Origin of the sequence: Stenotrophomonas sp. SPM (assembly GCF_003105135.1) — a bacterium.
Taxonomy (GTDB): domain Bacteria; phylum Pseudomonadota; class Gammaproteobacteria; order Xanthomonadales; family Xanthomonadaceae; genus Stenotrophomonas.
The window spans coordinates 1-19,015 of record NZ_QETL01000081.1; the positions used below are offsets into that span (position 1 = coordinate 1).

21 protein-coding genes and 1 tRNA gene are annotated in these 19,015 nt (G+C 65.3%); 14 read left to right on the forward strand and 8 right to left on the reverse strand.

Features of this window, described 5'->3' with window-relative positions; genetic code table 11:
- Positions 1–209: 209 nt before the first annotated feature.
- From ruvB to DCO49_RS15080, 12 genes are all read left to right on the forward strand, one after another.
- Complete coding sequence (gene ruvB, locus DCO49_RS15025) at positions 210–1,250, forward strand: Holliday junction branch migration DNA helicase RuvB (protein WP_116864718.1); 1,041 nt, start codon at positions 210–212, stop codon at positions 1,248–1,250.
- Positions 1,240–1,671, forward strand: a complete 432-nt coding sequence (gene ybgC, locus DCO49_RS15030; protein WP_116864719.1) for a tol-pal system-associated acyl-CoA thioesterase — start codon at positions 1,240–1,242, stop codon at positions 1,669–1,671. The genes ruvB and ybgC overlap by 11 nt, the downstream gene beginning before the upstream one ends.
- Before the next feature lie 10 nt (positions 1,672–1,681).
- Entirely contained in the window at positions 1,682–2,461 is a 780-nt protein-coding gene (gene tolQ, locus DCO49_RS15035; RefSeq protein ID WP_116864720.1) for a protein TolQ, read from the forward strand.
- Positions 2,462–2,485: 24 nt separating this feature from the next.
- On the forward strand, positions 2,486–2,914 hold the full coding sequence (tolR, locus tag DCO49_RS15040) for a protein TolR (protein WP_116864721.1): 429 nt from the start codon (positions 2,486–2,488) through the stop codon (positions 2,912–2,914).
- Positions 2,904–3,962, forward strand: coding sequence for a cell envelope integrity protein TolA (gene tolA / locus DCO49_RS15045; RefSeq protein ID WP_116864722.1), 1,059 nt, complete (start codon positions 2,904–2,906; stop codon positions 3,960–3,962). The genes tolR and tolA overlap by 11 nt, the downstream gene beginning before the upstream one ends.
- 4 nt (positions 3,963–3,966) lie before the next feature.
- Complete coding sequence (locus DCO49_RS15050; RefSeq protein WP_165835736.1) at positions 3,967–4,386, forward strand: TonB C-terminal domain-containing protein; 420 nt, start codon at positions 3,967–3,969, stop codon at positions 4,384–4,386.
- A 146-nt stretch (positions 4,387–4,532) separates the two neighbouring features.
- A complete protein-coding gene (tolB, locus tag DCO49_RS15055; RefSeq protein WP_116864724.1) occupies positions 4,533–5,852 on the forward strand; it encodes a Tol-Pal system beta propeller repeat protein TolB in 1,320 nt (439 codons plus the stop codon).
- Positions 5,853–5,914: 62 nt separating this feature from the next.
- Entirely contained in the window at positions 5,915–6,430 is a 516-nt protein-coding gene (pal, locus tag DCO49_RS15060; RefSeq protein ID WP_116864725.1) for a peptidoglycan-associated lipoprotein Pal, read from the forward strand.
- A 3-nt stretch (positions 6,431–6,433) separates the two neighbouring features.
- Positions 6,434–7,252: a tol-pal system protein YbgF gene (gene ybgF, locus DCO49_RS15065; RefSeq protein ID WP_116864726.1), complete on the forward strand. Its 819-nt coding sequence runs from the start codon at positions 6,434–6,436 to the stop codon at positions 7,250–7,252.
- A gap of 111 nt (positions 7,253–7,363) precedes the next feature.
- Positions 7,364–8,065 carry a 7-carboxy-7-deazaguanine synthase QueE gene (gene queE, locus DCO49_RS15070; protein ID WP_108760530.1) on the forward strand — a complete coding sequence of 234 codons (702 nt, stop codon included), beginning with the start codon at positions 7,364–7,366 and terminating at the stop codon, positions 8,063–8,065.
- A gap of 78 nt (positions 8,066–8,143) precedes the next feature.
- The gene (queC, locus tag DCO49_RS15075; RefSeq protein ID WP_108769721.1) at positions 8,144–8,809 is read left to right on the forward strand and encodes a 7-cyano-7-deazaguanine synthase QueC; all 666 of its coding nucleotides are present in this window, start codon (positions 8,144–8,146) and stop codon (positions 8,807–8,809) included.
- Between the two features lie 292 nt (positions 8,810–9,101).
- A tRNA-Lys gene (locus DCO49_RS15080) sits at positions 9,102–9,177 on the forward strand.
- A gap of 94 nt (positions 9,178–9,271) precedes the next feature.
- On the opposite strand, the gene DCO49_RS15085 is transcribed toward DCO49_RS15080, so the two are convergent.
- The 3 genes from DCO49_RS15085 to DCO49_RS15095 form a co-directional block, all read right to left on the reverse strand.
- Positions 9,272–9,949: a 2OG-Fe(II) oxygenase gene (locus DCO49_RS15085; protein WP_116864727.1), complete on the reverse strand. Its 678-nt coding sequence runs from the start codon at positions 9,947–9,949 to the stop codon at positions 9,272–9,274.
- On the reverse strand, positions 9,880–10,131 hold the full coding sequence (locus DCO49_RS15090; RefSeq protein WP_116864728.1) for a hypothetical protein: 252 nt from the start codon (positions 10,129–10,131) through the stop codon (positions 9,880–9,882). The genes DCO49_RS15085 and DCO49_RS15090 overlap by 70 nt, the downstream gene beginning before the upstream one ends.
- Before the next feature lie 372 nt (positions 10,132–10,503).
- A complete protein-coding gene (locus DCO49_RS15095; RefSeq protein WP_116864729.1) occupies positions 10,504–11,721 on the reverse strand; it encodes a hypothetical protein in 1,218 nt (405 codons plus the stop codon).
- Between the two features lie 1,267 nt (positions 11,722–12,988).
- Between DCO49_RS15095 and DCO49_RS15100 the strand changes: the two genes are divergently transcribed.
- On the forward strand, positions 12,989–13,840 hold the full coding sequence (locus DCO49_RS15100; RefSeq protein ID WP_116864730.1) for an alpha/beta hydrolase-fold protein: 852 nt from the start codon (positions 12,989–12,991) through the stop codon (positions 13,838–13,840).
- 169 nt (positions 13,841–14,009) lie between these two features.
- Here DCO49_RS15100 and DCO49_RS15105 read toward each other — a convergent pair whose 3' ends face one another.
- Together DCO49_RS15105 and DCO49_RS15110 are read right to left on the reverse strand one after the other, a co-directional pair.
- Positions 14,010–14,432, reverse strand: a complete 423-nt coding sequence (locus DCO49_RS15105) for a response regulator (protein WP_108747225.1) — start codon at positions 14,430–14,432, stop codon at positions 14,010–14,012.
- Positions 14,433–14,515: 83 nt separating this feature from the next.
- Complete coding sequence (locus tag DCO49_RS15110) at positions 14,516–15,286, reverse strand: CPBP family glutamic-type intramembrane protease (RefSeq protein ID WP_116864731.1); 771 nt, start codon at positions 15,284–15,286, stop codon at positions 14,516–14,518.
- A gap of 147 nt (positions 15,287–15,433) precedes the next feature.
- Between DCO49_RS15110 and DCO49_RS15115 the strand changes: the two genes are divergently transcribed.
- A complete protein-coding gene (locus DCO49_RS15115; RefSeq protein ID WP_116864732.1) occupies positions 15,434–15,745 on the forward strand; it encodes a zf-TFIIB domain-containing protein in 312 nt (103 codons plus the stop codon).
- Between the two features lie 46 nt (positions 15,746–15,791).
- On the opposite strand, the gene DCO49_RS15120 is transcribed toward DCO49_RS15115, so the two are convergent.
- From DCO49_RS15120 to DCO49_RS15130, 3 genes are all read right to left on the reverse strand, one after another.
- Positions 15,792–16,304 carry a GNAT family N-acetyltransferase gene (locus DCO49_RS15120; protein WP_116864733.1) on the reverse strand — a complete coding sequence of 171 codons (513 nt, stop codon included), beginning with the start codon at positions 16,302–16,304 and terminating at the stop codon, positions 15,792–15,794.
- A gap of 68 nt (positions 16,305–16,372) precedes the next feature.
- Positions 16,373–17,308 (reverse strand): copper resistance protein B, encoded by a 936-nt coding sequence (locus tag DCO49_RS15125; protein WP_116864734.1) that lies wholly within the window; start codon positions 17,306–17,308, stop codon positions 16,373–16,375.
- The coding region (locus tag DCO49_RS15130) for a copper resistance system multicopper oxidase (protein ID WP_116864735.1) at positions 17,305–19,015 on the reverse strand (1,711 nt) is incomplete at its 5' end. The genes DCO49_RS15125 and DCO49_RS15130, both read right to left, overlap by 4 nt.

Sequence of the window (19,015 nt, forward strand, 5' to 3'; positions counted from 1 at the left end):
TGGGGCCGGTTGAGGGGGTGTGAGCGGCATGGATGCCGCGACCAAGCCCCCCATGGATGGGTTTACGGCGTCCCCCTCAACCGGACCCACCCCGCCATCCTACGGGATGCCCGCTTCTGCTTCGGCTGTTGCTCTGGATGTTGCCGTTGCCTCTGCGGGTGCCGGGCGCAGCCCGGTCGAAACCCGTACTTTTGCCGCATAATCAGCACATGACCGACGATCGCATCATCGGCGCCGGCGCCACCCGCGAGGATGACGCCGCCGACGCCAGCATCCGACCCAAGCGACTGGCCGATTATCTCGGCCAGGCGCCGGTGCGCGAGCAGCTGGAAATCTACATCGAAGCGGCCAAGGCCCGTGGCGACGCGCTCGACCACGTGTTGATCTTCGGCCCGCCGGGCCTCGGCAAGACCACCCTCAGCCATGTCATCGCCAACGAACTGGGCGTGGCGCTCCGGGTGACCTCTGGCCCGGTCATCGAAAAGGCCGGCGACCTCGCCGCGCTGCTGACCAACCTGCAGCCGCACGACGTGCTCTTCATCGATGAAATCCACCGCCTGTCGCCGGTGGTCGAGGAAGTGCTGTACCCGGCGATGGAAGATTTCCAGATCGACATCATGATCGGCGAAGGCCCCGCGGCCCGCTCGATCAAGATCGACCTGCCGCCGTTCACCCTGATCGGCGCCACCACGCGTGCCGGCCTGCTGACCGCGCCGCTGCGCGACCGCTTCGGCATCGTCCAGCGCCTGGAGTTCTACAGCGTCGAGGAACTGACCCGCATCGTGCGCCGTTCGGCGGCCATCCTGGCCATCGACTGCACCGCCGACGGGGCAGGGGAGATCGCCCGCCGCGCGCGTGGCACCCCGCGTATCGCCAACCGACTGCTGCGCCGCGTGCGTGACTACGCCCAGGTCAAGGCAGGCGGCCACATCGACGAAGCCGTCGCCCAGGCCGCCATGAAGATGCTCAAGGTCGATCCGCAAGGCTTCGATGAACTCGACCGGCGCCTGCTGAAGACCATGGTCGACTACTTCGACGGCGGCCCGGTGGGCATCGAATCGCTGGCCGCGGCCCTGTCCGAGGAGCGCGGCACCCTGGAAGACGTGGTCGAACCCTATCTGATCCAACAGGGCTTCCTGGTGCGCACCGCGCGCGGCCGCATGGCCACCCACAAGGCCTACCGGCACATGGGCCTGAAGCCGAAAAACCCGCCGCAGGACCTGTTTGCGGAGGTTCCCGATGTTGGTTGAGCCCCGATTCAGTTGGCCGACACGCATTTACTGGGAAGATACGGACGCTGGCGGGGTGGTCTACCACGCCCGCTACGTGGCCTTCATGGAACGGGCCCGGACCGAATGGATGCGCGCGCTGGGCTACGGCCAGGAGCGCATGCGCAGCGAGCACGGCATGGTGTTCGCGGTGCGTTCGATGCAGATGGACTTCATCAAGCCGGCCCGGCTGGATGACGCCCTGCAGGTGAGCGCCACCCTGGTCCAGCTGAAGAAGGCCAGCATGGTCTTCGACCAGCGGGTCCAGCGCGACGGCGAGCTTCTGCTGTCGGCCCAGGTCCGCATCGCCGCACTGGACGCGGCAAGTTTCCGCCCGCGTGGCATGGACGAACCCGTCCTTGCCGCGCTGCAACCCCACCTCCACCCCGAATCCGAACTTTGAGGAACAACGGATGATCGCAACGCTCCTGGCCCTGCAGGCCACGGTCACCGAGGCACTGCCGGCCGATGTCAGCAACGCCGCGACCCAGACCTTTGCCCAGGCCACCACCGGCGGCGGCATCAATTACCTCGAACTGATGGCCAAGGCCAGCCTGCCGGTGAAGCTCATCGTGCTGCTGCTGCTGATCGGCTCGTTCGTCAGCTGGGTGATCATTTTCCGCAAGGCCCGCGTCTTCAAGCAGGCCACCCGCGAAGCCGACGAGTTCGAGAACCGCTTCTGGTCCGGCGCCGACCTGGGCAAGCTGTACAGCTCGGCCACCGACCGCAGCCGCAATGTCGGCGGCCTCGAAGCCATCTTCGAATCCGGTTTCCGCGAGTACAGCCGCCTGCGCGACAAGCGTCGCCTGGACGGCCGCGCGCAGCTGGAAGGTGCCCAGCGCGCCATGCGCACCACCTACACCCGTGAAGTGGACCAGCTCGAGCGCAACCTCGAACTGCTGGCCAACATCGGCTCCACCGCCCCGTACGTGGGCCTGGTCGGTACCGTGTTCGGCATCATGGTGACCATGCACGACATGATCAGCAGCGGTGCCCAGGCCGGTATCGCCGCCGTCGCCCCGGGTATTTCGGAAGCGCTGTTCGCCACCGCCATCGGCCTGTTCGTGGCGATCCCGGCGGTGTGGGCCTACAACCGCTTCACCACCCGCGTGGAACGCATGTCGGTGCGGTTCGAAACCTTCGCCGAAGAGTTCAGCTCCATCCTGCAGCGCCAGAGCGCAGGCGACGAGTAAGCGACTGACCCGGGAGTCCAAGCCATGTCCGCTGCCATCGGTCGCCGCAAGCGCCGCAAGCTGAAATCGGAAATCAACGTCGTTCCCTACATCGACGTCATGCTGGTGCTGTTGATCATCTTCATGGTCACTGCGCCGCTGCTTACCCTGAGCTTCGATGTCGACCTGCCGCAGTCCAACGCCAAGGCGCTGGAAAGCAAGCAGGACCCGGTGGTCGTCTCGGTCCGCCAGGACGGCCAGCTGAGCCTGAAGCTGCCCGACGCCAAGGAGCCGACCGCAGTCAGCGCCGAGGAGCTGCTGGGCCGCTTGACCGGCATCGCCGCACAGGACAAGGACGTGCGCGTGATCGTCGCCGCCGACCGTGCCGTGGCCTACGAGAAGGTTGTCGACGCGATGGATGTCATCAAGCGCGCCAAGATCGAAAAGGTAGGCCTGGCCACCGATGCACGCTGACATCCTGCCACCGTCGCACAAGCAGGAACCGGGCTGGGGCCTGCCCCTGGCGCTGGCCGTGCTGGTGCACGTGCTGGTCGCGCTGGTCTTCATCGTGGCCTGGCTGTGGTCGCCGGAGCGCAATACCGAAGCCGCCGCCGGCGACCCGTCGGTAGAGGCCAGCCTGGCGCTGTCCTCCTCCGAGGCCGCCGCCGCGCGCCAGGCCCTGCGCCAGTCGGAAAAACTGGAAGACCTGCCCGAACCGGTCGCCGAGCCGGTGCCGGTGCCCGTGCCGGAAGACACCATCCCGCCGCCGCAGCCGATCGAGGAGCCGCGCCCGCAGGACGCACCCACGACGCAGCAGCAACAGGCGCAGGAGCGCGTGGCGCAGCCGGATACCAAGGACCAGGAAGCCGCCAATGCCTTGGCCATCTCCCAGGAAAAGGCCAAGCAGGAGCAGGAAGCCAAGCGCCGCCAGGAACAGATCGACCTGACCGAACGCAAGCGCCAGGAAGAAGCCGAGCAGAAGGCGCGCCTGGCCAAGCAGCAGGAAGAGGACGCCAAGAAGAAGATCGCTGACCAGCAGAAGGTGGCGGCTGACAAGGCCGAGGCCGAGCGGCAGAAGAAGATCGCCGACATCCGGGCCAAGCGCGAGCAGGCCGAGAAGGAGGCCAAGCTGGCCGAGCAGAAGCTGCGCCAGGTGGCCGCCGCCCGCAATGCCGCAGGCACGACCCCGGCCGGCAGCACTGGTGCCGCCCAGCCGGCCGCCGGTGGAGGTGGCACCAGCGATGATCTTTCCGCCAAGTACGCTGCGGCCATCCAGGCCAAGGTGCGTGATGCCTGGACGCGTCCGGACAGCGTGCCGCTGGGCCAGCGCTGCCAGGTGACGATCACCCAGATCCCGGGCGGCCAGGTGCTGCAGGCCAGGGTGGGCGCCAACTGCCCGTACGACGAAGCCGGCAAGCGTTCGATCGAAGCCGCCGTGCTCAATGCCCAGCCGTTGCCGTATCGCGGCTTCGAGTCGGTGTTCAACCGCACGATCAACTTCACCTTCACGGCGCAGGACTGACGGGATGGTAGAGGCCCGTTGCCAGCGCTGGGGAGGACCGGCCAAGTCGGCGGCGCTTCGGCTGTCTGCTTTCGGGCTGTTGCTGCCGATGGCGTTGGCGCTATCGGCCGCCGAGCGCTCTGCTCCGGCCCGCACTATGGATGATGATGCGCTGACGCAGGCTTACGGCGATGCCATCCGCGCGCGGGTCCTGGAGCACTGGCTTCGTCCGGCCTCGGTGCTCCCGGGCCAGCGCTGCTCCGTGCGGATCCTGCAGTTGCCTAGCGGTACCGTTATCGACGTCCAGGCGCAGCCGGAATGCCAGTTCGACGCGGTCGGGCGGACATCGCTCGAAGATGCGGTCCGCAGAGCCCAGCCCTTGCCCAGCAAGGGATTCGAGCGCGTCTATGTGCGGAATCTGCAGCTGACCTTCGTTGCTGAGTAGGCAAAAGGTTCTGGGTTTTCGTTAAAGCTGCGTGATTGAGGGCGCTCAAGTGACTCTGCTTTCACGTACCCTTGGTTCATGATTGCGAAGCGGTTCACCCCCGTTTTGTTATCCATCTGTCCGGTTTCCCCTTTATTGAGCGCTCCATGAAGAAGATGCCTCGCTGGCTTGCCGTGTTTGCGGCCTTGTTGTTGCCTTTCGCTGCCGTCGCGCAGCAGAAGGGGCTGGATATCGACATCATCGGCGGCAATGCCTCCGCGCTGCCGATCACCATCGTGCCGATGCCCTACCAGGGTTCGGCCGGCGCCCCGCAGACCGATGTGGCTGGCGTCGTCCGCGCCGACCTGGAGCGTTCGGGCCAGTTCCGCACGCTGCCCGAAGCGCAGATCGTGGAAAAGCCGACCCGTGGCGGCGAGATCCAGTTCCCGACCTGGCGCGCGCTGAAGCAGAACTACATCGTCGTCGGCCGCGTCGTTGACGCCGGTGCCGGCGCCTATCGCGTCGAGTACGAACTGTTCGACGTGCCCAAGGGCGAGCGCCTGCTGGGCCTGGCCATGACCGCACGCGGCAACGCCATGCGCGACGTGGCCCACCAGATGGCCGATGCCATCTACGAGAAGATCACCGGTGTGCGCGGCGCGTTCTGGACCCGCATTGCCTATGTCACCGCCAGCGGCAAGGGCGATGCCATGCGCTACGCGCTGATGGTCGCCGACTCGGATGGCTACAACCCGCAGACCATCGTCCGCTCGGCCGAGCCGCTGCTGTCGCCGTCGTGGAGCCCGGATGGCGGCAAGCTGGCCTACGTCAGCTTCGAGCGTGGCAATTCGGCCATCTACATCCAGAACATCTCCACCGGCGCCCGTGAGCTGGTCACCAGCTTCCGCGGCATCAACAGCGCCCCGGCCTTCTCGCCGGACGGCCGCAAGCTGGCCCTGACCCTGTCGCGCTCGGGCAACCCCGAAATCTACGTGATGGACCTGGGCAGCAAGCAGCTGACCCAGCTGACCAACCACTTCGCCATCGATACCGAGCCGACCTGGGCCCCGGACGGCAGCGCGGTGTACTTCACCTCCGACCGCGGCGGCCGTCCGCAGGTCTACAAGGTGGGCGCCGGCGGCGGCAGTGCCGAGCGCGTGACCTTCCAGGGCAACTACAACGCCAAGCCCTCGGTGTCCTATGACGGCAAGAAGATCGCCGTGGCACAGGGCTCGGGCAACAGCTACAAGATCGCGGTGATGGACAGCTCGCTGGGCTCCCCGCGCTGGAACACCCTGTCGGTCGGCTCGCTGGACGAGTCGCCGAGCTTCGCCCCGAACGCGAGCATGGTGCTGTACGCCGCACGCGAAGGTGGCCGTGGTGTGCTGTATGCCGTGTCGGCCGATGGGCGCGTTCGCCAGCGCCTGGTGCTGGCCGATGGTGACGTGCGCGAACCGGCTTGGTCGCCATACCGTACCCAACGCTAAAAGAGTGTTAATATTTTCCTGTATTGACCCCTCATCGGCCTAGGAGCCACAAAGGTATTGCCATGAACAAGTCCACCCGCGTTCTGCTTGTTTCCCTGCTGTCTGTGGCCGTCCTGGCCGGTTGCTCGAAGAAGGTGAAGGAAGAGCCGGCAGCCCCGGTCGACACCGGTTCGACCACCGCCCCGACCGCTCCGGCCACCTCCGGCCTGTACGGCCCGGGTGACCTGGACACCGACGCTTGCCTGCGCCAGCGCGTTGTCTACTTCGACCTGGACAAGGAAGACGTGAAGCCGGAATTCCAGGCCATCATGGCGTGCCACGCCAAGTACCTGCGTGACCGTCCGTCCTCGCGCATCACCCTGCAGGGCCACACCGACGAGCGCGGTTCGCGCGCGTACAACCAGGCCCTGGGCGAGCGTCGTGGCAACGGCGTCAACTCGGCCCTGCAGGCCAACGGTGGCTCGGCTTCGCAGCTGACCGTCGTGTCCTACGGTGAAGAGCGTCCGGTCTGCACCGAGTCGAACGAGTCCTGCTGGTCGCAGAACCGTCGCGTCGAAATCGTCTACACCGCGCAGTAATCCATGCGCATTGGCATCAAACTGATGCTGGTCGTTGCGGCAGCCCTCGTGGCTGCCGCACCGGCGCACGCACAGCGGCAGAGCCTGGCCGACCGTGTCGGTTCCCTCGAGCAGCAGATGTACAACAACAGTGCCAACCAGGACCTGTTGAACCAGATCAATCAGCTGCGGCAGCAGGTCACCAGCCTGCAGTCGACCCTCGAGCAGATCCAGCACGAAAACGCCCAGCTCAAGCAGTCCGCCCAGGACCAGTACCTGGATCTGGACAGCCGCCTGAACCGGTTGGAAGGGGGCAATGCAGCGCCGGCCCTGCCGCCTGTTCCGGCCACCTCGTCGACGGCCCCTGCGGCCCCGGCGCAGCCCACTGCAGCGGCCACTTCCGAGCGGCCGCCTTCGGTGCACGGCGACCCGGGCAGCCTGGCGGCGACCGGTGACGAACGCACCTCGTACAACGTCGCCTTCGATGCCCTCAAGGCTGGCAAGTACGACGATTCGGCGCAGCTGTTCCTGAGCTTCCTCGAGCTGTACCCGAACGGCGTCTACACCCCCAATGCGCTGTACTGGCTGGGTGAGAGCTACTACGCCACCCGCAATTTCCCGATGGCCGAGACCCAGTTCCGCGAACTGATCTCGCGTTATCCCACCCACGACAAGGCCTCCGGCGGCCTGCTCAAGGTTGGCCTCTCGCTGTATGGCGAAGGCAAGGTCGACCAGGCCCAGCAGATCCTGGAAACCGTCGTGGTGCAGTACCCGGGCTCGGACGCCGCGCGCACCGCGCAGGACCGCCTGCAGTCGATCCGCCTGGGCAAGCAGATCCGCTGATCCGCTGACCCGGCGTACAATACGTAACCTGTAGAGCCGAGCCCATGCTCGGCTGCTTTCGTTTCCGGCGCCTGCTGATCCGGCCGCCCGCCCCATGAAGAAGTCCCCGCCATGACCGCCGTTTCCCCGTCCGCCGCCGTCGCTACCCCCAGCGAAATCGTGCAGTCGCCGCTGCCCCGGCTGAAGATCACCGAGATCTTCACCTCGCTGCAGGGTGAAGCCGATACCGCCGGCTGGCCGACCGTGTTCGTGCGCCTGACCGGCTGCCCGCTGCGCTGCAACTACTGCGACACGGCCTACGCCTTCCACGGCGGCACTTGGTGGGATATCGACGACATCGTGGCCGAGGTGCTGGCCCAAGGCGTGCGCCATGTCTGCGTGACCGGCGGCGAGCCGCTGGCGCAGAAGCGCTGCCTGGTGCTGCTGCAGAAGCTCTGCGATGCCGGCATGGACGTCTCGCTGGAAACCTCCGGCGCGCTGGACGTCAGCGCGGTCGACCCGCGCGTGTCGCGCGTCGTGGACATCAAGACCCCGGGCTCGGCCGAAGCCGCGCGCAACCGTCTGGAAAACCTGCCGCTGCTGACCGCCCGCGACCAGATCAAGTTCGTCATCTGCAGCCGCGAAGATTACGACTGGGCCAAGGGTATGCTCGCCGAGCACGACCTGGTGAAGCGCTGCACCGTGTTTTTCTCGCCCAGCAAGGGTGAGATCACCGCGCGCCAGCTGGCCGACTGGATCGTCGAAGACCGGCTGCCGGTGCGCTTCCAGATGCAGCTGCACAAGATTCTGTGGAACGACGAGCCGGGCCGATGAGCCCGGGCGTGGTGCCCTGATGTAGTTCCGGCGCGGGACAGCGTGCTGGCTTTCCCCTCCCAACCGGATGTTTTGCCCATGAAGAAGGCAGTCGTGCTTCTCTCCGGCGGCATGGATTCAGCCGCCGTCATCGCCATGGCCCAGGAACAGGGCTTCGCCGTGCATGCCCTGAGCGTGCGTTATGGCCAGCGCCACACCTCTGAGCTGGACGCCGCCGTGCGCGTGGCCAAGGCCCAGGGCGTCATCGCCCACAAGACCGTGGACGTCGACCTGCGCAGCATCGGCGGCTCGGCCCTGACTGATGACATCGACGTGCCCGAAGCGGGTGGCGAGGGCATCCCGGTCACCTACGTGCCGGCGCGCAACACCATCATGCTGTCGCTGGCGCTGGGCTGGGCCGAAGTGCTCGGTGCCAACGACATCTTCTGCGGCGTCAACGCGGTGGACTATTCGGGCTACCCGGATTGCCGCCCCGAATTCATCGCCGCCTTCCAGGCGCTGGCCAACCTGGCCACCAAGTCGGGCGTGGAAGGGGCGGGCATCACCGTGCACGCGCCGCTGCAGTTCCTGAGCAAGGCGCAGATCGTCAGCGAAGGCGTGCGCCTGGGCGTGGATTTCGGCCTGACCGTCTCCTGCTACAACGCCGACGCCAACGGCGCCGCCTGCGGCCACTGCGATGCCTGCCGCCTGCGCGCGCAGGGCTTCGCCGATGCCGGCGTAGCCGACCCGACGCTGTACGCGTAATGATGCGGGCCGCTGGCCGGCATTCGGTAGTGCCGGCCGCTGGCCGGCATCCGAACCAGCCCCCGGTGGGTGCGAACCGCTGGTTCGCATGCTCTTCGCCGGGCATGGCCCGGCGCTACCGACCTGCCCTGGTAGGTGCGAACCGTTGGTTCGCACGCTCTTCGCCGGGCATGGCCCATTGCTACCAACCTGCCCTGGTAGGTGCGAACCGTTGGTTCGCACGCTTCTGATCTCCCACCCAGCCATCAAAGTAGGTTAAAATGCCGACCCCGCCGAAAGGCAGGGCATGCACGGGCCGTTAGCTCAGTCGGTAGAGCAGAAGACTTTTAATCTTTTGGTCGATGGTTCGAATCCATCACGGCCCACCAATGCAGCGATGACCAAGGCGCCTCACGGGCGCCTTTTTCATGCCTTGGTGCCGTCGTAGACGGGCATGGCGCGTACCTGCTGGATATGCAGGGCTTACCGTCTCAAGCGTAGGCGAAGGTACGCTCGTTTCGCCCAGTAAAGAAGCGCGCCTCCCGTACCGGAATCCTGAGCATTACGAAGTGCCGCATTTTGGTCATAGAGCTGGCGGATGTGCGCGTCCCGTTGCGATATCGCGTCGTGGATGCATGCGACGTCAGAGGCGCTGAGGACGTGACCTGATGTGAAGTGGACGGGTAGTGGTCGCTTCACATAGTGCACGGTATGCCGGTCGATGGTTTCAACGGCGGGCCTTTCTAAAGTGTAGAAAAAGAGCGCGATGGAGCGCCGGGTGAGATGTGCTTTCGCTGGTGGAAGGCGGATCTGGCTGAAACCGTGCCATGAACGCTCCGACGTCTCAAAGATGGCACAGCGCTTGAAGGCCGGCGTTACGTGTCGATCAGCGGTCGACAGTGACTGGGGATCATGGAACAGTTCCAAGCAACCGCCCCACTCATCTTCCCAATGTCTGTTTAGATAGAGCACGACGTTAAGGCGGCGATGCCACGGTTCCACTGGGTGATAGTTCGCATCGATGTGCGGGTCAAGACTGGTGCCGTTTCGCGATTCGTGTGTCCCGCCGCCTAGATACCATGGGTCGTATATCAGGTCTTCGATACCTGTAAGTTTTGAGAGTGTCCGTAAGAATTGGGCCGGTACTCGATGACGATGCAGTTATTCCGGCCGCACTTCCTGCGCACCAGTTCGGCCGGCCCACGGCAGGCCATGAACAGGCCACCGACCACGCCTTCCTCCAGATGACGCTCGGGTCTGGCCATCAGCCGGCAGCGTTCGGCGGCGCGCAGCATTTGCGCCACGGTGAGCATGCCGATGGCTGCGCGTTCTACGCGGGCCATGGCCTGTCGGCAGGCACGTACTGCCTACCATAAAGACCGGCAGCTCACCCGCCGACGCGGTCCGGGGACCGTGCCTACGGGTGAGCGCAGACAAAATGCGACCTGTCTCAGCAGGCCTGCACGCGCAGTGCCACCCATTGCCGGTGGCGTGAAGGTTGGTGCGCCTGCGCCGGGAATTCATTGCCGTGTTGCAAAAGACGTGCAAGGCCCACGCGCACCGATCTTTTTGCAGGAACAATGAGACCTAAGAATGAACACTTCGGCGCGGGACGGTGGTCGCCCTTGCAAGGCGAATGGCGGACGATGGATCCCCGCACTGATGCAATCCTCTGCCGGGAATCCGCGATCGAGCGCTGACGGGGGATGTCAGCCCTATTCGAGACCGAGCACCGACATCGCCCCCCATGGCATTGCGGTAACTCCCTTGCAGTCGCCCTTCAGCGGGGTGGTGGAGTTGGCCTTGGACACGATTCCGTACCCATTGCTTCCCTGGAAGATGGCCGCACCACTGTCACCTTCTCCGCATGCCAGTTGATTGCCTGTGATTCGTATCCAGGCATTGGCACAAGGAAGGTTCTCGCCGGGGCCGCAAGCGATTCCGGGATTGTGCTTGATATCCACCACCTCGCCACAACTGTAGCCGCTTCTTACTCCACGGAAGCACATTTCCTGGCCGACCTTTGCGTTGGTCCACATGTACATGATCGACCGCCTGCTGTAGTCGGATGTGGAGGTGCCATAGACCTCCTTCAATGTCGTGTGGGAGCCAACCGTATGCCATTGCACATCGTGACTGGCATCTTCGATGCCATCGACGTAGGTGAGTGGTAGCGTGTACTTGCCCGCTCCAGTGGCGTAGTTTCCGTAGATGAAGTCGTTGGGACAATGACCGGCTGTGGTGATGCCCCTTCGCCCGGTAGCGGTGTGCTTCACCGGAAAACCGCTCGTGCAGTAGGAATTGTTGCTTTGAAGCACCGCGCCGCCTACTACGTACGCGGCATTCCGGGATCTGGGATTGTCCGCCTCAAGACTGATCTGGAAGCCTGTGACGCGCTCAAGCTTGCGTACGTTAGTCCTCAGACTATCGGCAAGCGCAGCGTCTCCCTCAATCAGTATCACGACGCGGTTGTCGCCTGGGAAGCCGGAGATGCCGCTGACCCCTGGGATAAGGCTGTAGATCAGTGGCGTATGGCGTTCGAGTATCTGGTAGAACTCCTGCTCGGTATGAACGTTGCCTGTTTCGAAGGTGACGCGCGTGGTCCCGCTGTCTGTCCCGATCAACCGATCGGGCACCGGGCTATTTCCGGTCAGCTCCACCAGGATGTGCTGATCGGGTGCATGCCTCAATGATATTGCTGACAGGCGGTCGGTAAACTCGGCGCTGAGACTCTCGAAAGCCTGATTGAGTTCTCCCTGGACTGCCAGGCGGGTAATCGCCGCGTCCACCGAGACTTCAGGATGCTTTGCAGTGTAGGCATGAACAAGTGTCTCCATTTCCTTTTCGGCATCCGATTCGGCAGGAGGTATCTGCGCAGAGAGGTTGCCCGAGACGACGAGCACTGCAACGGACGCGAGGGATTTCCATTTCATCTTAACTTCCTTGTAAGGATGGGTTGAAATCAGGCCAGTGAGTTTCTTGAAAGAATATCGAGGATATGCGGGCGCCTCTCGCGAAATTGTGTCGCGGTTCTCATTCCCCGCGACGAGGCCAGCGACATTTTTCGTCTGTACAAGTTGGACAGCACCATCGGACAGTTGGGCTGGTGTTGCCGCGCAGACGATCGCTGTGCAGTACGGATGCAGACGGGCTGGCGAGTATCGGCCGATTTTTTTTAAGAGCAGCGCCTATTCCGGCCCCAGATCCCGGCACATGAGGCAGCCCAGAAAAGTGCTCAGTTCGGGCGTAGGGTGGTCATTGTCATCGTTAGCGCTGGCGTATATGAAGCGTAGGGCGGACGGTCGGTCATCGCGGCTTCCTCGGCTGCGGAGTGGGCGTGCCACCGCGCAGGATGGTGACTGGCGATGCGTGGTTGCAAGCCGGGATGAAAGTAAGCAGTTAACCGGCGGGCCCGAAAACCCCCACGCATCGCCCGCCATAAAGTCCGACGGATCGCCCGTCGGCACCATTTCAGAACGGTGCCGACGGGCGAGCGTAAACAACAGCGTGAATGTCACTACGGACTTGCAGGCCCGGTGCCACCCGTTGTCGGTGGCGCGGCATGTTGGTTACGCCCGCGCCTGGAATGCAATCGGAGTTTTCCGAAGGACCTGAGAAGTCCACGCGCGCAGAGAGAGTGTCGCAGGCATGTCTGACGCCGCAAACGACAACATGCGACGCATCTGCTTCAGTGCCTGGTGAATTGCGTCGGGAAATGTCGCGAACTGCACTGCGTGGGCCATCTGTTGTGAGGCGGCGCTTGTAAAGCTGGCTTCACTTTTTCTTTGCATGGTAGCTGGGCGGGCGGCCTTGAGGCCTGATTTTCTGTGCGTATGCAACAGGTTCGAGGAGGGCTGTGCTTGGGCCGCCCACTCGCGCAAGAGCAGCCGAGCGTGGGCTCGGGTCTACAGAAGTGATCGCGCCAGTCAGGTCATGTACGCGGGGCACGGGTCAACGGACGTCATCGCGCGGTCGTTCATCCACGCATGGCATGGATCTACTTCCTGCGGGCAATTGCGACGATCGCGGCCACGATGCCGAGCGGGATCAGGATGACCGCCAGAATGATGAGCCAATGCCAGATGCTGAATCCACCCATGTTCCAACTCCCTGTAGTGAAGAGGGCAGGGTAGCATTGCACAGCGCTATTGGCCCGAGCAGGGCGCTATGCTCGGCTTCTTTCCCAGGATGGGTTGCTCCATGCGCTTGATCGTTCTGTCGCTGCTGTTGTCCGCCGTCTCCGCCCCACCGTTGATGGCGGCCGAACCGGCGCCGAACGCGCAGGCTGTGCCCGCCAGCCCGCTGGTGATCGGCGAGACCTTCACCATCGAGTCGAAGGTGCTGGGCGAAACCCGCCGCATCAACGTGTACCGCCCGCAGCCTTGGGGCCTGGACCCGGAGACGCCGTTGCCGGTGCTGTACATGCCCGACGGTGGCATCGGCGAGGACTTCCTGCACGTCGCCGGCCTGGTGCAGGTACTGAGCGGCAACGACAGCATGCGTCCGTTCCTGCTGGTAGGCATCGAGAACACCGAGCGCCGCCGCGACATGACCGGCCCCAACAGCGTCCCGGAGGACCAGAAAATCGCACCGCGCATTGGTGGTTCGGCCGCCTACCGCACCTTCCTGCGTGACGAACTGATGCCGGAGGTGCGACAGCGCTACCCGACCACCGACGAGCGCGCGCTGATCGGCGAATCGCTGGCGGGTCTGTTCGTGGTCGAAACCCTGCTGCAGGAACCGACGCTGTTCAACAGCTACATCGCGCTGGACCCGAGCCTGTGGTGGAACAAGGGCGCGCTGTTGGCCACGGCGCCGAAGCTGCTGCCGGCGGTGGCCAAGGCCAAGCCGCGGGTATTCCTGGCCAGCAGCGGGCAGCCGGAGCTGGCGCGGACCACGCAGCAACTGAGCGTTTTGCTGCAGGGAACTTCGCCGTCGGTACTGGCCGGCTATCAGCCGTTCCCGCAGGAAACCCACGGCACGGTCTACCACCCGGCGGCGCTGCAGGCGCTGCGTACGCTGTTCCCGGCGCACCCGCCGGCCCAGCCTTGATAGCGCCGATGGCCACACGAGAAATGCGGATGAAGCACGGACGTGGATGGAATGCGGTGATGTCGCAGCGCTGTGGTCGCAAGCTGCAGGTGGGCCGGGTGGTCTGATCAGGTGCCCTGCACGGTCGAGCGACAGTAGGGGCCACCCACGCATGGCGTGGATGACTGCTTCAGGCCGCCTGCGCGTCCGGGCCGGTCAACACGCCGGCATCGGCGTGGCGGAAGCACAACCGGATGGCATCCAGCAGCTCGCTCATGTTGTACGGCTTGGGCAGGAAGTGGATGCCATCACGCAGCTGCGGCAGTACGGCGTGCTGGTCCATGCCCGAGGTGACCAGGATGGGCAGCTGCGGGTACAGGCCACGCACGTGGTTGGCGGCCTCGATGCCGCTGACCAGGCCCAGGTTGACGTCGGTGAACAGCAGGTCGAAGCGCTCACCGGCGGCGAGCAGGCCCAGCGCCGCCTCGGCCGAGCTCACGCCCACCACGTGGCAGGCCTGGCTCTCCAGCGCCATGCGGCTCAGCTCGCGGGTTTCCTCGGCGTCCTCGATCAGCAGGACGCGGGGTTCAACGTGGCGCTTGGACAGCAACATGACGCGACAACTCCGGACAGCGGGGGGCAGAAATGGCGCGCAAGTATGCTTGACCTTTAGGTGATACCCGCGTGCAGGGTGGGCTAAAGCGGCGTTACAGCACGCTTTCGGCGCACATGCACGCCTAAAACGACAACGGCGAGTAGGGCTGTGCCGATGCGCAGGCTGGTGGCCTGCCAGCCCAAGGCGACCGCGTCATCGAGGCTGAACACGTTCCAGGCCAGGTTCATCGACACGTGCAGGGCCAGGCCGCACCACAGGGTGTCACCGTCCAGATGGTCGAGCCAGGCGAAGATGAACCCGCCCAGGGCGATGACCATGCCGACGAACAGGGCCATGCCGCCGCCCTCGAAGCCGCCGAAGCCGAGCCAGTGCACCATGCCGAAAAGCAGCGCCTGCGGCAGCGCCAGCAGGGGCCAGGGGCCGCGCACGATCTTCACCAGCAGCACGAAGCCGAGGCCACGAAACAGCACTTCCTCGGCCAGCGGGAACAGGACGGCCAGCATGCTGGCGTCCAACGCGGTCAACGCGGTGTTCGGCGTGCCGAGCATCGCCAGGCCCAGCCAGCACGGCAGGCTGGCCAGCAGCACCCAGGCCGGCCCGCTGGCGCCGTTCCAGCGCAGGCCGAGGCTGGCGGCCAGACCCACGCCGCGGGGGCGCAGCAGGACGGCGAGCAGTACCGCCACCAGTACGGCCAAGGCGTTATCGAGCAGGCTGCCGCCATAGGGCATTGGCAACGCCGGGATGGGCAGGCCCATGGCGGCGCTGAGGTCACGCAGGTTCAGGCCGAGGCCGACGCCGAGCAGCACGAGCAGCACGCGGGCGGCGGTAGGCAGGCGGGACGTCCGGGGCATGCGCGCGGTCCGTGCGGGATGAAGCCGCAGTGTGTGCGGCCGGCCGTGCGCGGGCACGCCCCGTTAGTCCCTGTGCCATCGGTCATGTTGCCGGACAGTCATCGATGTACAGGTACAGTCGAAGTCTGACCAACAGGAGCGACGCCCATGCAGTGCCCCGTGTGTACCACCCAGACTCTGCAGATGGCTGAGCGCCATGGCATCGAGATCGACTACTGCCCGGGTTGCCGTGGCGTGTGGCTGGACCGCGGTGAACTGGACAAGATCATCGAGCGCGCCGGGGCTGCGGTGCCGCCGCCGGCACCGGTGCAGGCCGCACCGCAGGTGGCACCGCCGCCGGTGATGCATCGCGACACCCGCCATCTTGGCCAGCGCCAGGATGAGAACCGTGGACAGTACGGGCACGGTTACAAGAAAAAGAAGAAGGAAAGCTTCCTGTCGGAGCTGTTCGACTTCTGACGCTGTTTGTAGCGTCGAGCCACGCTCGACTGGCTGTTGCTCGACTCTACGGCCGGCGCAGGATGAACTCGCGGTCGCGCGTGCTTCCAACGATGAAATCGTACTCGCCGGCTTTTTCACAACCGTAGCGCGCATAGAAGCGCTGCGCGGCGAAGTTCTCCTCCCACACGCCCACCCACAGGATGCGGCGCTGTGGCTGGTCCAGCCAGGCGATGAACGTGTCCATCAGTCGTGCGCCATGCCCGCCGTTCTGGTGAGCAGCCAGGATGTACAGCCGCTTCAGTTCGATGTCGCCCTCGCGTGCCTCGGCATGCGGCAGGGTGTTGGCACCGGCTGCCAGGTAACCCACCACCGCCTCGTCATCCAGCAGCAGCCAGACCGCGCTGCGCTCGTCGGACAGTTCCTCGCGCTGTGGCACGATGCCGTAGTGCTCCTGCAGGAACACGCCCAGCTCCTGCGGCGGATACGAGTCGCCCCAGGTTTCGGTATAGGTGGCAATGGCGATGGCCGAAAGCGCTTCGGCATCGGCCAGGGTGGCGCGGCGGATCTGCAGGGACATGGCGGTGTACGGAATGGAACGCGGCGCAGTGTAGCGGGCCCCGGCGATCGCCGGGGCCCTGCCGTGCTTCAGAACCACATACGCACACCGGCTACCCAGCGCGTATCGCGTGCGTGGTCACCGGCAGCGTCGGCCGCATCACCGAAACTGCGCTCGTGGCTGATGCCGATGTACGGCGCGAAGCGTCGGCTGAACTCGTAGCGCAGGCGCAGGCCGGTCTCGACCTTGTCAAGGCCGCGGCCGATGCCGTATTCCGGTTCGTCCTTGGCTGCCAGCGTGGCCTCCACCACCGGCTGCAGGATCAGCCGGTTGGTCAGCAGCACCTCGTACTCCACTTCGGCCTTGGCCAGCACCTGCCCGCCGGAGCCCAGGTAGAGCGTGGCCGAGCTTTCAAACTTGTACGGTGCCAGGCCCTGGATGCCGATGGCGGCCCAGGTGCGCGAATCGGCGGGGCTGAAATCCTGGCGCACGCCGACCAGCACGTCCCACCACGGCGACACACTGCGGCCGTACAGCGCCTCCAGCGACGAAGACTCGGTGCGGCTGCCACTGCGCTCGCCATCGCTGCGCAGCCACAGGCGGTTGATGTTGCCGCCGATCCAGCCGGTGGCTTCCCAGGCCTGGCCATTCCCGTTCTGGCCGTCCCAGTGTTCCAGGCGATCGATCAGCAGCAGGCTGTTGATCTCCGGCGCGTGCTGCATGGCGCCGTGGTCGATGGGCGGGAAGGCGGCGGCGCGGTCGGCGTCGGTGGGCACCGGGATCGGTTCGCGCGGTTCACTCGGCGCGGTCATGGGCATTTCGTGCCCCATTGCCGAATGGTCCATCGTGGAATGGTCCATCTTCGAATGATCCATCTTGGAATGGTCCACTTTCGAATGGTCGACCGGCGCCTTTGCGGGCGCGGCGATGTCATGGCCGGCATGCGCGTCATGCGACTGCGCGAACGTGGGCAGGGCAGTGGCCAGGCCCAGGGCCAGCAGGCTGCAGGAGAGGTGACGGCTCATTCTTCGATCCTCACTTCGCGCATCATCCCCGCTTCCATGTGGTACAGCAGATGGCAGTGGTAAGCCCAGCGGCCGAGCGCATCGGCGCGCACGCGGTAGCTGCGGCGGGTGCCCGGCGGCATGTCCACAGTGTGCTTGCGCACCTGGAATTCGCCCTGCGCGTTTTCCACGTCGCTCCACACGCCATGCAGGTGGATCGGGTGCTGCATCATCGTGTCGTTGACCAGCACGATGCGCATGCGCTCGCCGTAGTTCAGCCGCAGCGGTTCGGCGCTGGCGAAAGGAATGCCGTCGAACGACCAGGCGAATTTCTCCATGTGCCCGGTCAGGTGCAGCTCGATCTCGCGACTGGGCTCGCGGCCATCGGGGTCTTCGAACAGGCTGTGCATGGCGCCGTAGGTCAGCACCTGGCGGCCGTTGTCGCGCAGGCCGATGCCGGGGTCATCCAGCTTCGGTTCGCTGGCCGAGCTCTGCATGTCCACCAGCGGGTTGTTGCGTTCGCTGGCCGGATGCTTTGGTGCCTTGCTGGCGCTGGCATTACCGTGGGCACCATGGCCCATGCTGGCGCCGCAGCCGCCTTCCATGCTCTTCATCGCGGCCATGTCGTGGCCACCGTGGCCGCCCATGTCGTGGCCCGACATACCTGAGACATGGGCCATGTCATGGCCCATGTCTGACATCGTCAGCAGCGGGCGCGGGTCGCGCTGCGGAACCGGGGCCTGCAGACCGTGGCGCACGGCGAGGGTGCCGGCGGCGAAGCCGGTGCGGCCCATGTCCTGGCAGAAGAGAGTGAAGGCATCCTGGCCGGTCGGTTCCACCAGCACGTCGTAAGTCTCGGCCGGGGCGATGCGGAACTCATCGATGCTGACCGGATGGATGTACTGGCCGTCGGCGGCGACCACGGTCATCTTCAGGCCGGGAATGCGCACGTCGAAGTAGGTCATCGAGGCGCCGTTGATGAAGCGCAGCAACACCTTCTCGCCGCTGCGGAACAAGCCGGTCCAGTTGCCGGCCGGCGCCGTGCCGTTCATCAGGTAGGTGTAGGTGTGGGCGTTGACGTCGGAGATGTCGGTGGGCGTCATCCGCATCCGGCCCCACATGCCGCGGTCGGCCAGGGTGGCCGACCAGCCATCGCGGCGCACGTCGCGCACGAAGTCGGGCAGGGTGCGCTTGTAGTAGTTGTCGTGCTCGGCGAGCTTCTTCATGCGCCGGAACAGCGCGCCCGGGTCCATGTCGGTCCAGTCCGAGAGCAGGATCACATGCTCGCGGTCGTGGTGGTACGGCGCCGGTTCGGCAGGGTCGATGATGAGTGCGCCGTACAGGCCGGCCTGCTCCTGGAACATCGAATGGCTGTGGTACCAGTAGGTGCCCGACTGCTTCAGCTGGAAGTGGTAGTGGTAGGTCTCGCCGGGGCCGATGCCGTTGAAGCTGAGGCCAGGCACGCCGTCCATGTTGGCCGGCAGCAGGATGCCGTGCCAATGAATGGAAGTGGGGTGGCGATCGAGCGTGTTGCGCACGAACAGGTCCACGGTCTGGCCTTCGCGCCAGCGCAGGATGGGCGCGGGCAGCGAGCCGTTGACGGTGATTGCCGGGCGGGTGCGGCCGGTGAAGTTGGCCAGCGACTCGCCGATGGCCAGCTCGACGCGGGTATCGGTGAGCACGGCGGGGGCGCCGGCCAGGCGCGGGGCGGCGCTGGCCGCGGCGAGC

What these genes read in the sequence shown, in the direction of transcription:
- ruvB (WP_116864718.1), top strand. Translation starts at nt 210, where the DNA reads ATGACCGACGATCGCATCATCGGCGCCGGCGCCACCCGCGAGGATGAC.
- ybgC (WP_116864719.1), top strand. Translation starts at nt 1,240, where the DNA reads ATGTTGGTTGAGCCCCGATTCAGTTGGCCGACACGCATTTACTGGGAA.
- tolQ (WP_116864720.1), top strand. Translation starts at nt 1,682, where the DNA reads ATGATCGCAACGCTCCTGGCCCTGCAGGCCACGGTCACCGAGGCACTG.
- tolR (WP_116864721.1), top strand. Translation starts at nt 2,486, where the DNA reads ATGTCCGCTGCCATCGGTCGCCGCAAGCGCCGCAAGCTGAAATCGGAA.
- tolA (WP_116864722.1), top strand. Translation starts at nt 2,904, where the DNA reads ATGCACGCTGACATCCTGCCACCGTCGCACAAGCAGGAACCGGGCTGG.
- DCO49_RS15050 (WP_165835736.1), top strand. Translation starts at nt 3,967, where the DNA reads ATGGTAGAGGCCCGTTGCCAGCGCTGGGGAGGACCGGCCAAGTCGGCG.
- tolB (WP_116864724.1), top strand. Translation starts at nt 4,533, where the DNA reads ATGAAGAAGATGCCTCGCTGGCTTGCCGTGTTTGCGGCCTTGTTGTTG.
- pal (WP_116864725.1), top strand. Translation starts at nt 5,915, where the DNA reads ATGAACAAGTCCACCCGCGTTCTGCTTGTTTCCCTGCTGTCTGTGGCC.
- ybgF (WP_116864726.1), top strand. Translation starts at nt 6,434, where the DNA reads ATGCGCATTGGCATCAAACTGATGCTGGTCGTTGCGGCAGCCCTCGTG.
- queE (WP_108760530.1), top strand. Translation starts at nt 7,364, where the DNA reads ATGACCGCCGTTTCCCCGTCCGCCGCCGTCGCTACCCCCAGCGAAATC.
- queC (WP_108769721.1), top strand. Translation starts at nt 8,144, where the DNA reads ATGAAGAAGGCAGTCGTGCTTCTCTCCGGCGGCATGGATTCAGCCGCC.
- DCO49_RS15090 (WP_116864728.1), bottom strand. Translation starts at nt 10,131, where the DNA reads ATGGCCCGCGTAGAACGCGCAGCCATCGGCATGCTCACCGTGGCGCAA.
- DCO49_RS15095 (WP_116864729.1), bottom strand. Translation starts at nt 11,721, where the DNA reads ATGAAATGGAAATCCCTCGCGTCCGTTGCAGTGCTCGTCGTCTCGGGC.
- DCO49_RS15100 (WP_116864730.1), top strand. Translation starts at nt 12,989, where the DNA reads ATGCGCTTGATCGTTCTGTCGCTGCTGTTGTCCGCCGTCTCCGCCCCA.
- DCO49_RS15105 (WP_108747225.1), bottom strand. Translation starts at nt 14,432, where the DNA reads ATGTTGCTGTCCAAGCGCCACGTTGAACCCCGCGTCCTGCTGATCGAG.
- DCO49_RS15110 (WP_116864731.1), bottom strand. Translation starts at nt 15,286, where the DNA reads ATGCCCCGGACGTCCCGCCTGCCTACCGCCGCCCGCGTGCTGCTCGTG.
- DCO49_RS15115 (WP_116864732.1), top strand. Translation starts at nt 15,434, where the DNA reads ATGCAGTGCCCCGTGTGTACCACCCAGACTCTGCAGATGGCTGAGCGC.
- DCO49_RS15120 (WP_116864733.1), bottom strand. Translation starts at nt 16,304, where the DNA reads ATGTCCCTGCAGATCCGCCGCGCCACCCTGGCCGATGCCGAAGCGCTT.
- DCO49_RS15125 (WP_116864734.1), bottom strand. Translation starts at nt 17,308, where the DNA reads ATGAGCCGTCACCTCTCCTGCAGCCTGCTGGCCCTGGGCCTGGCCACT.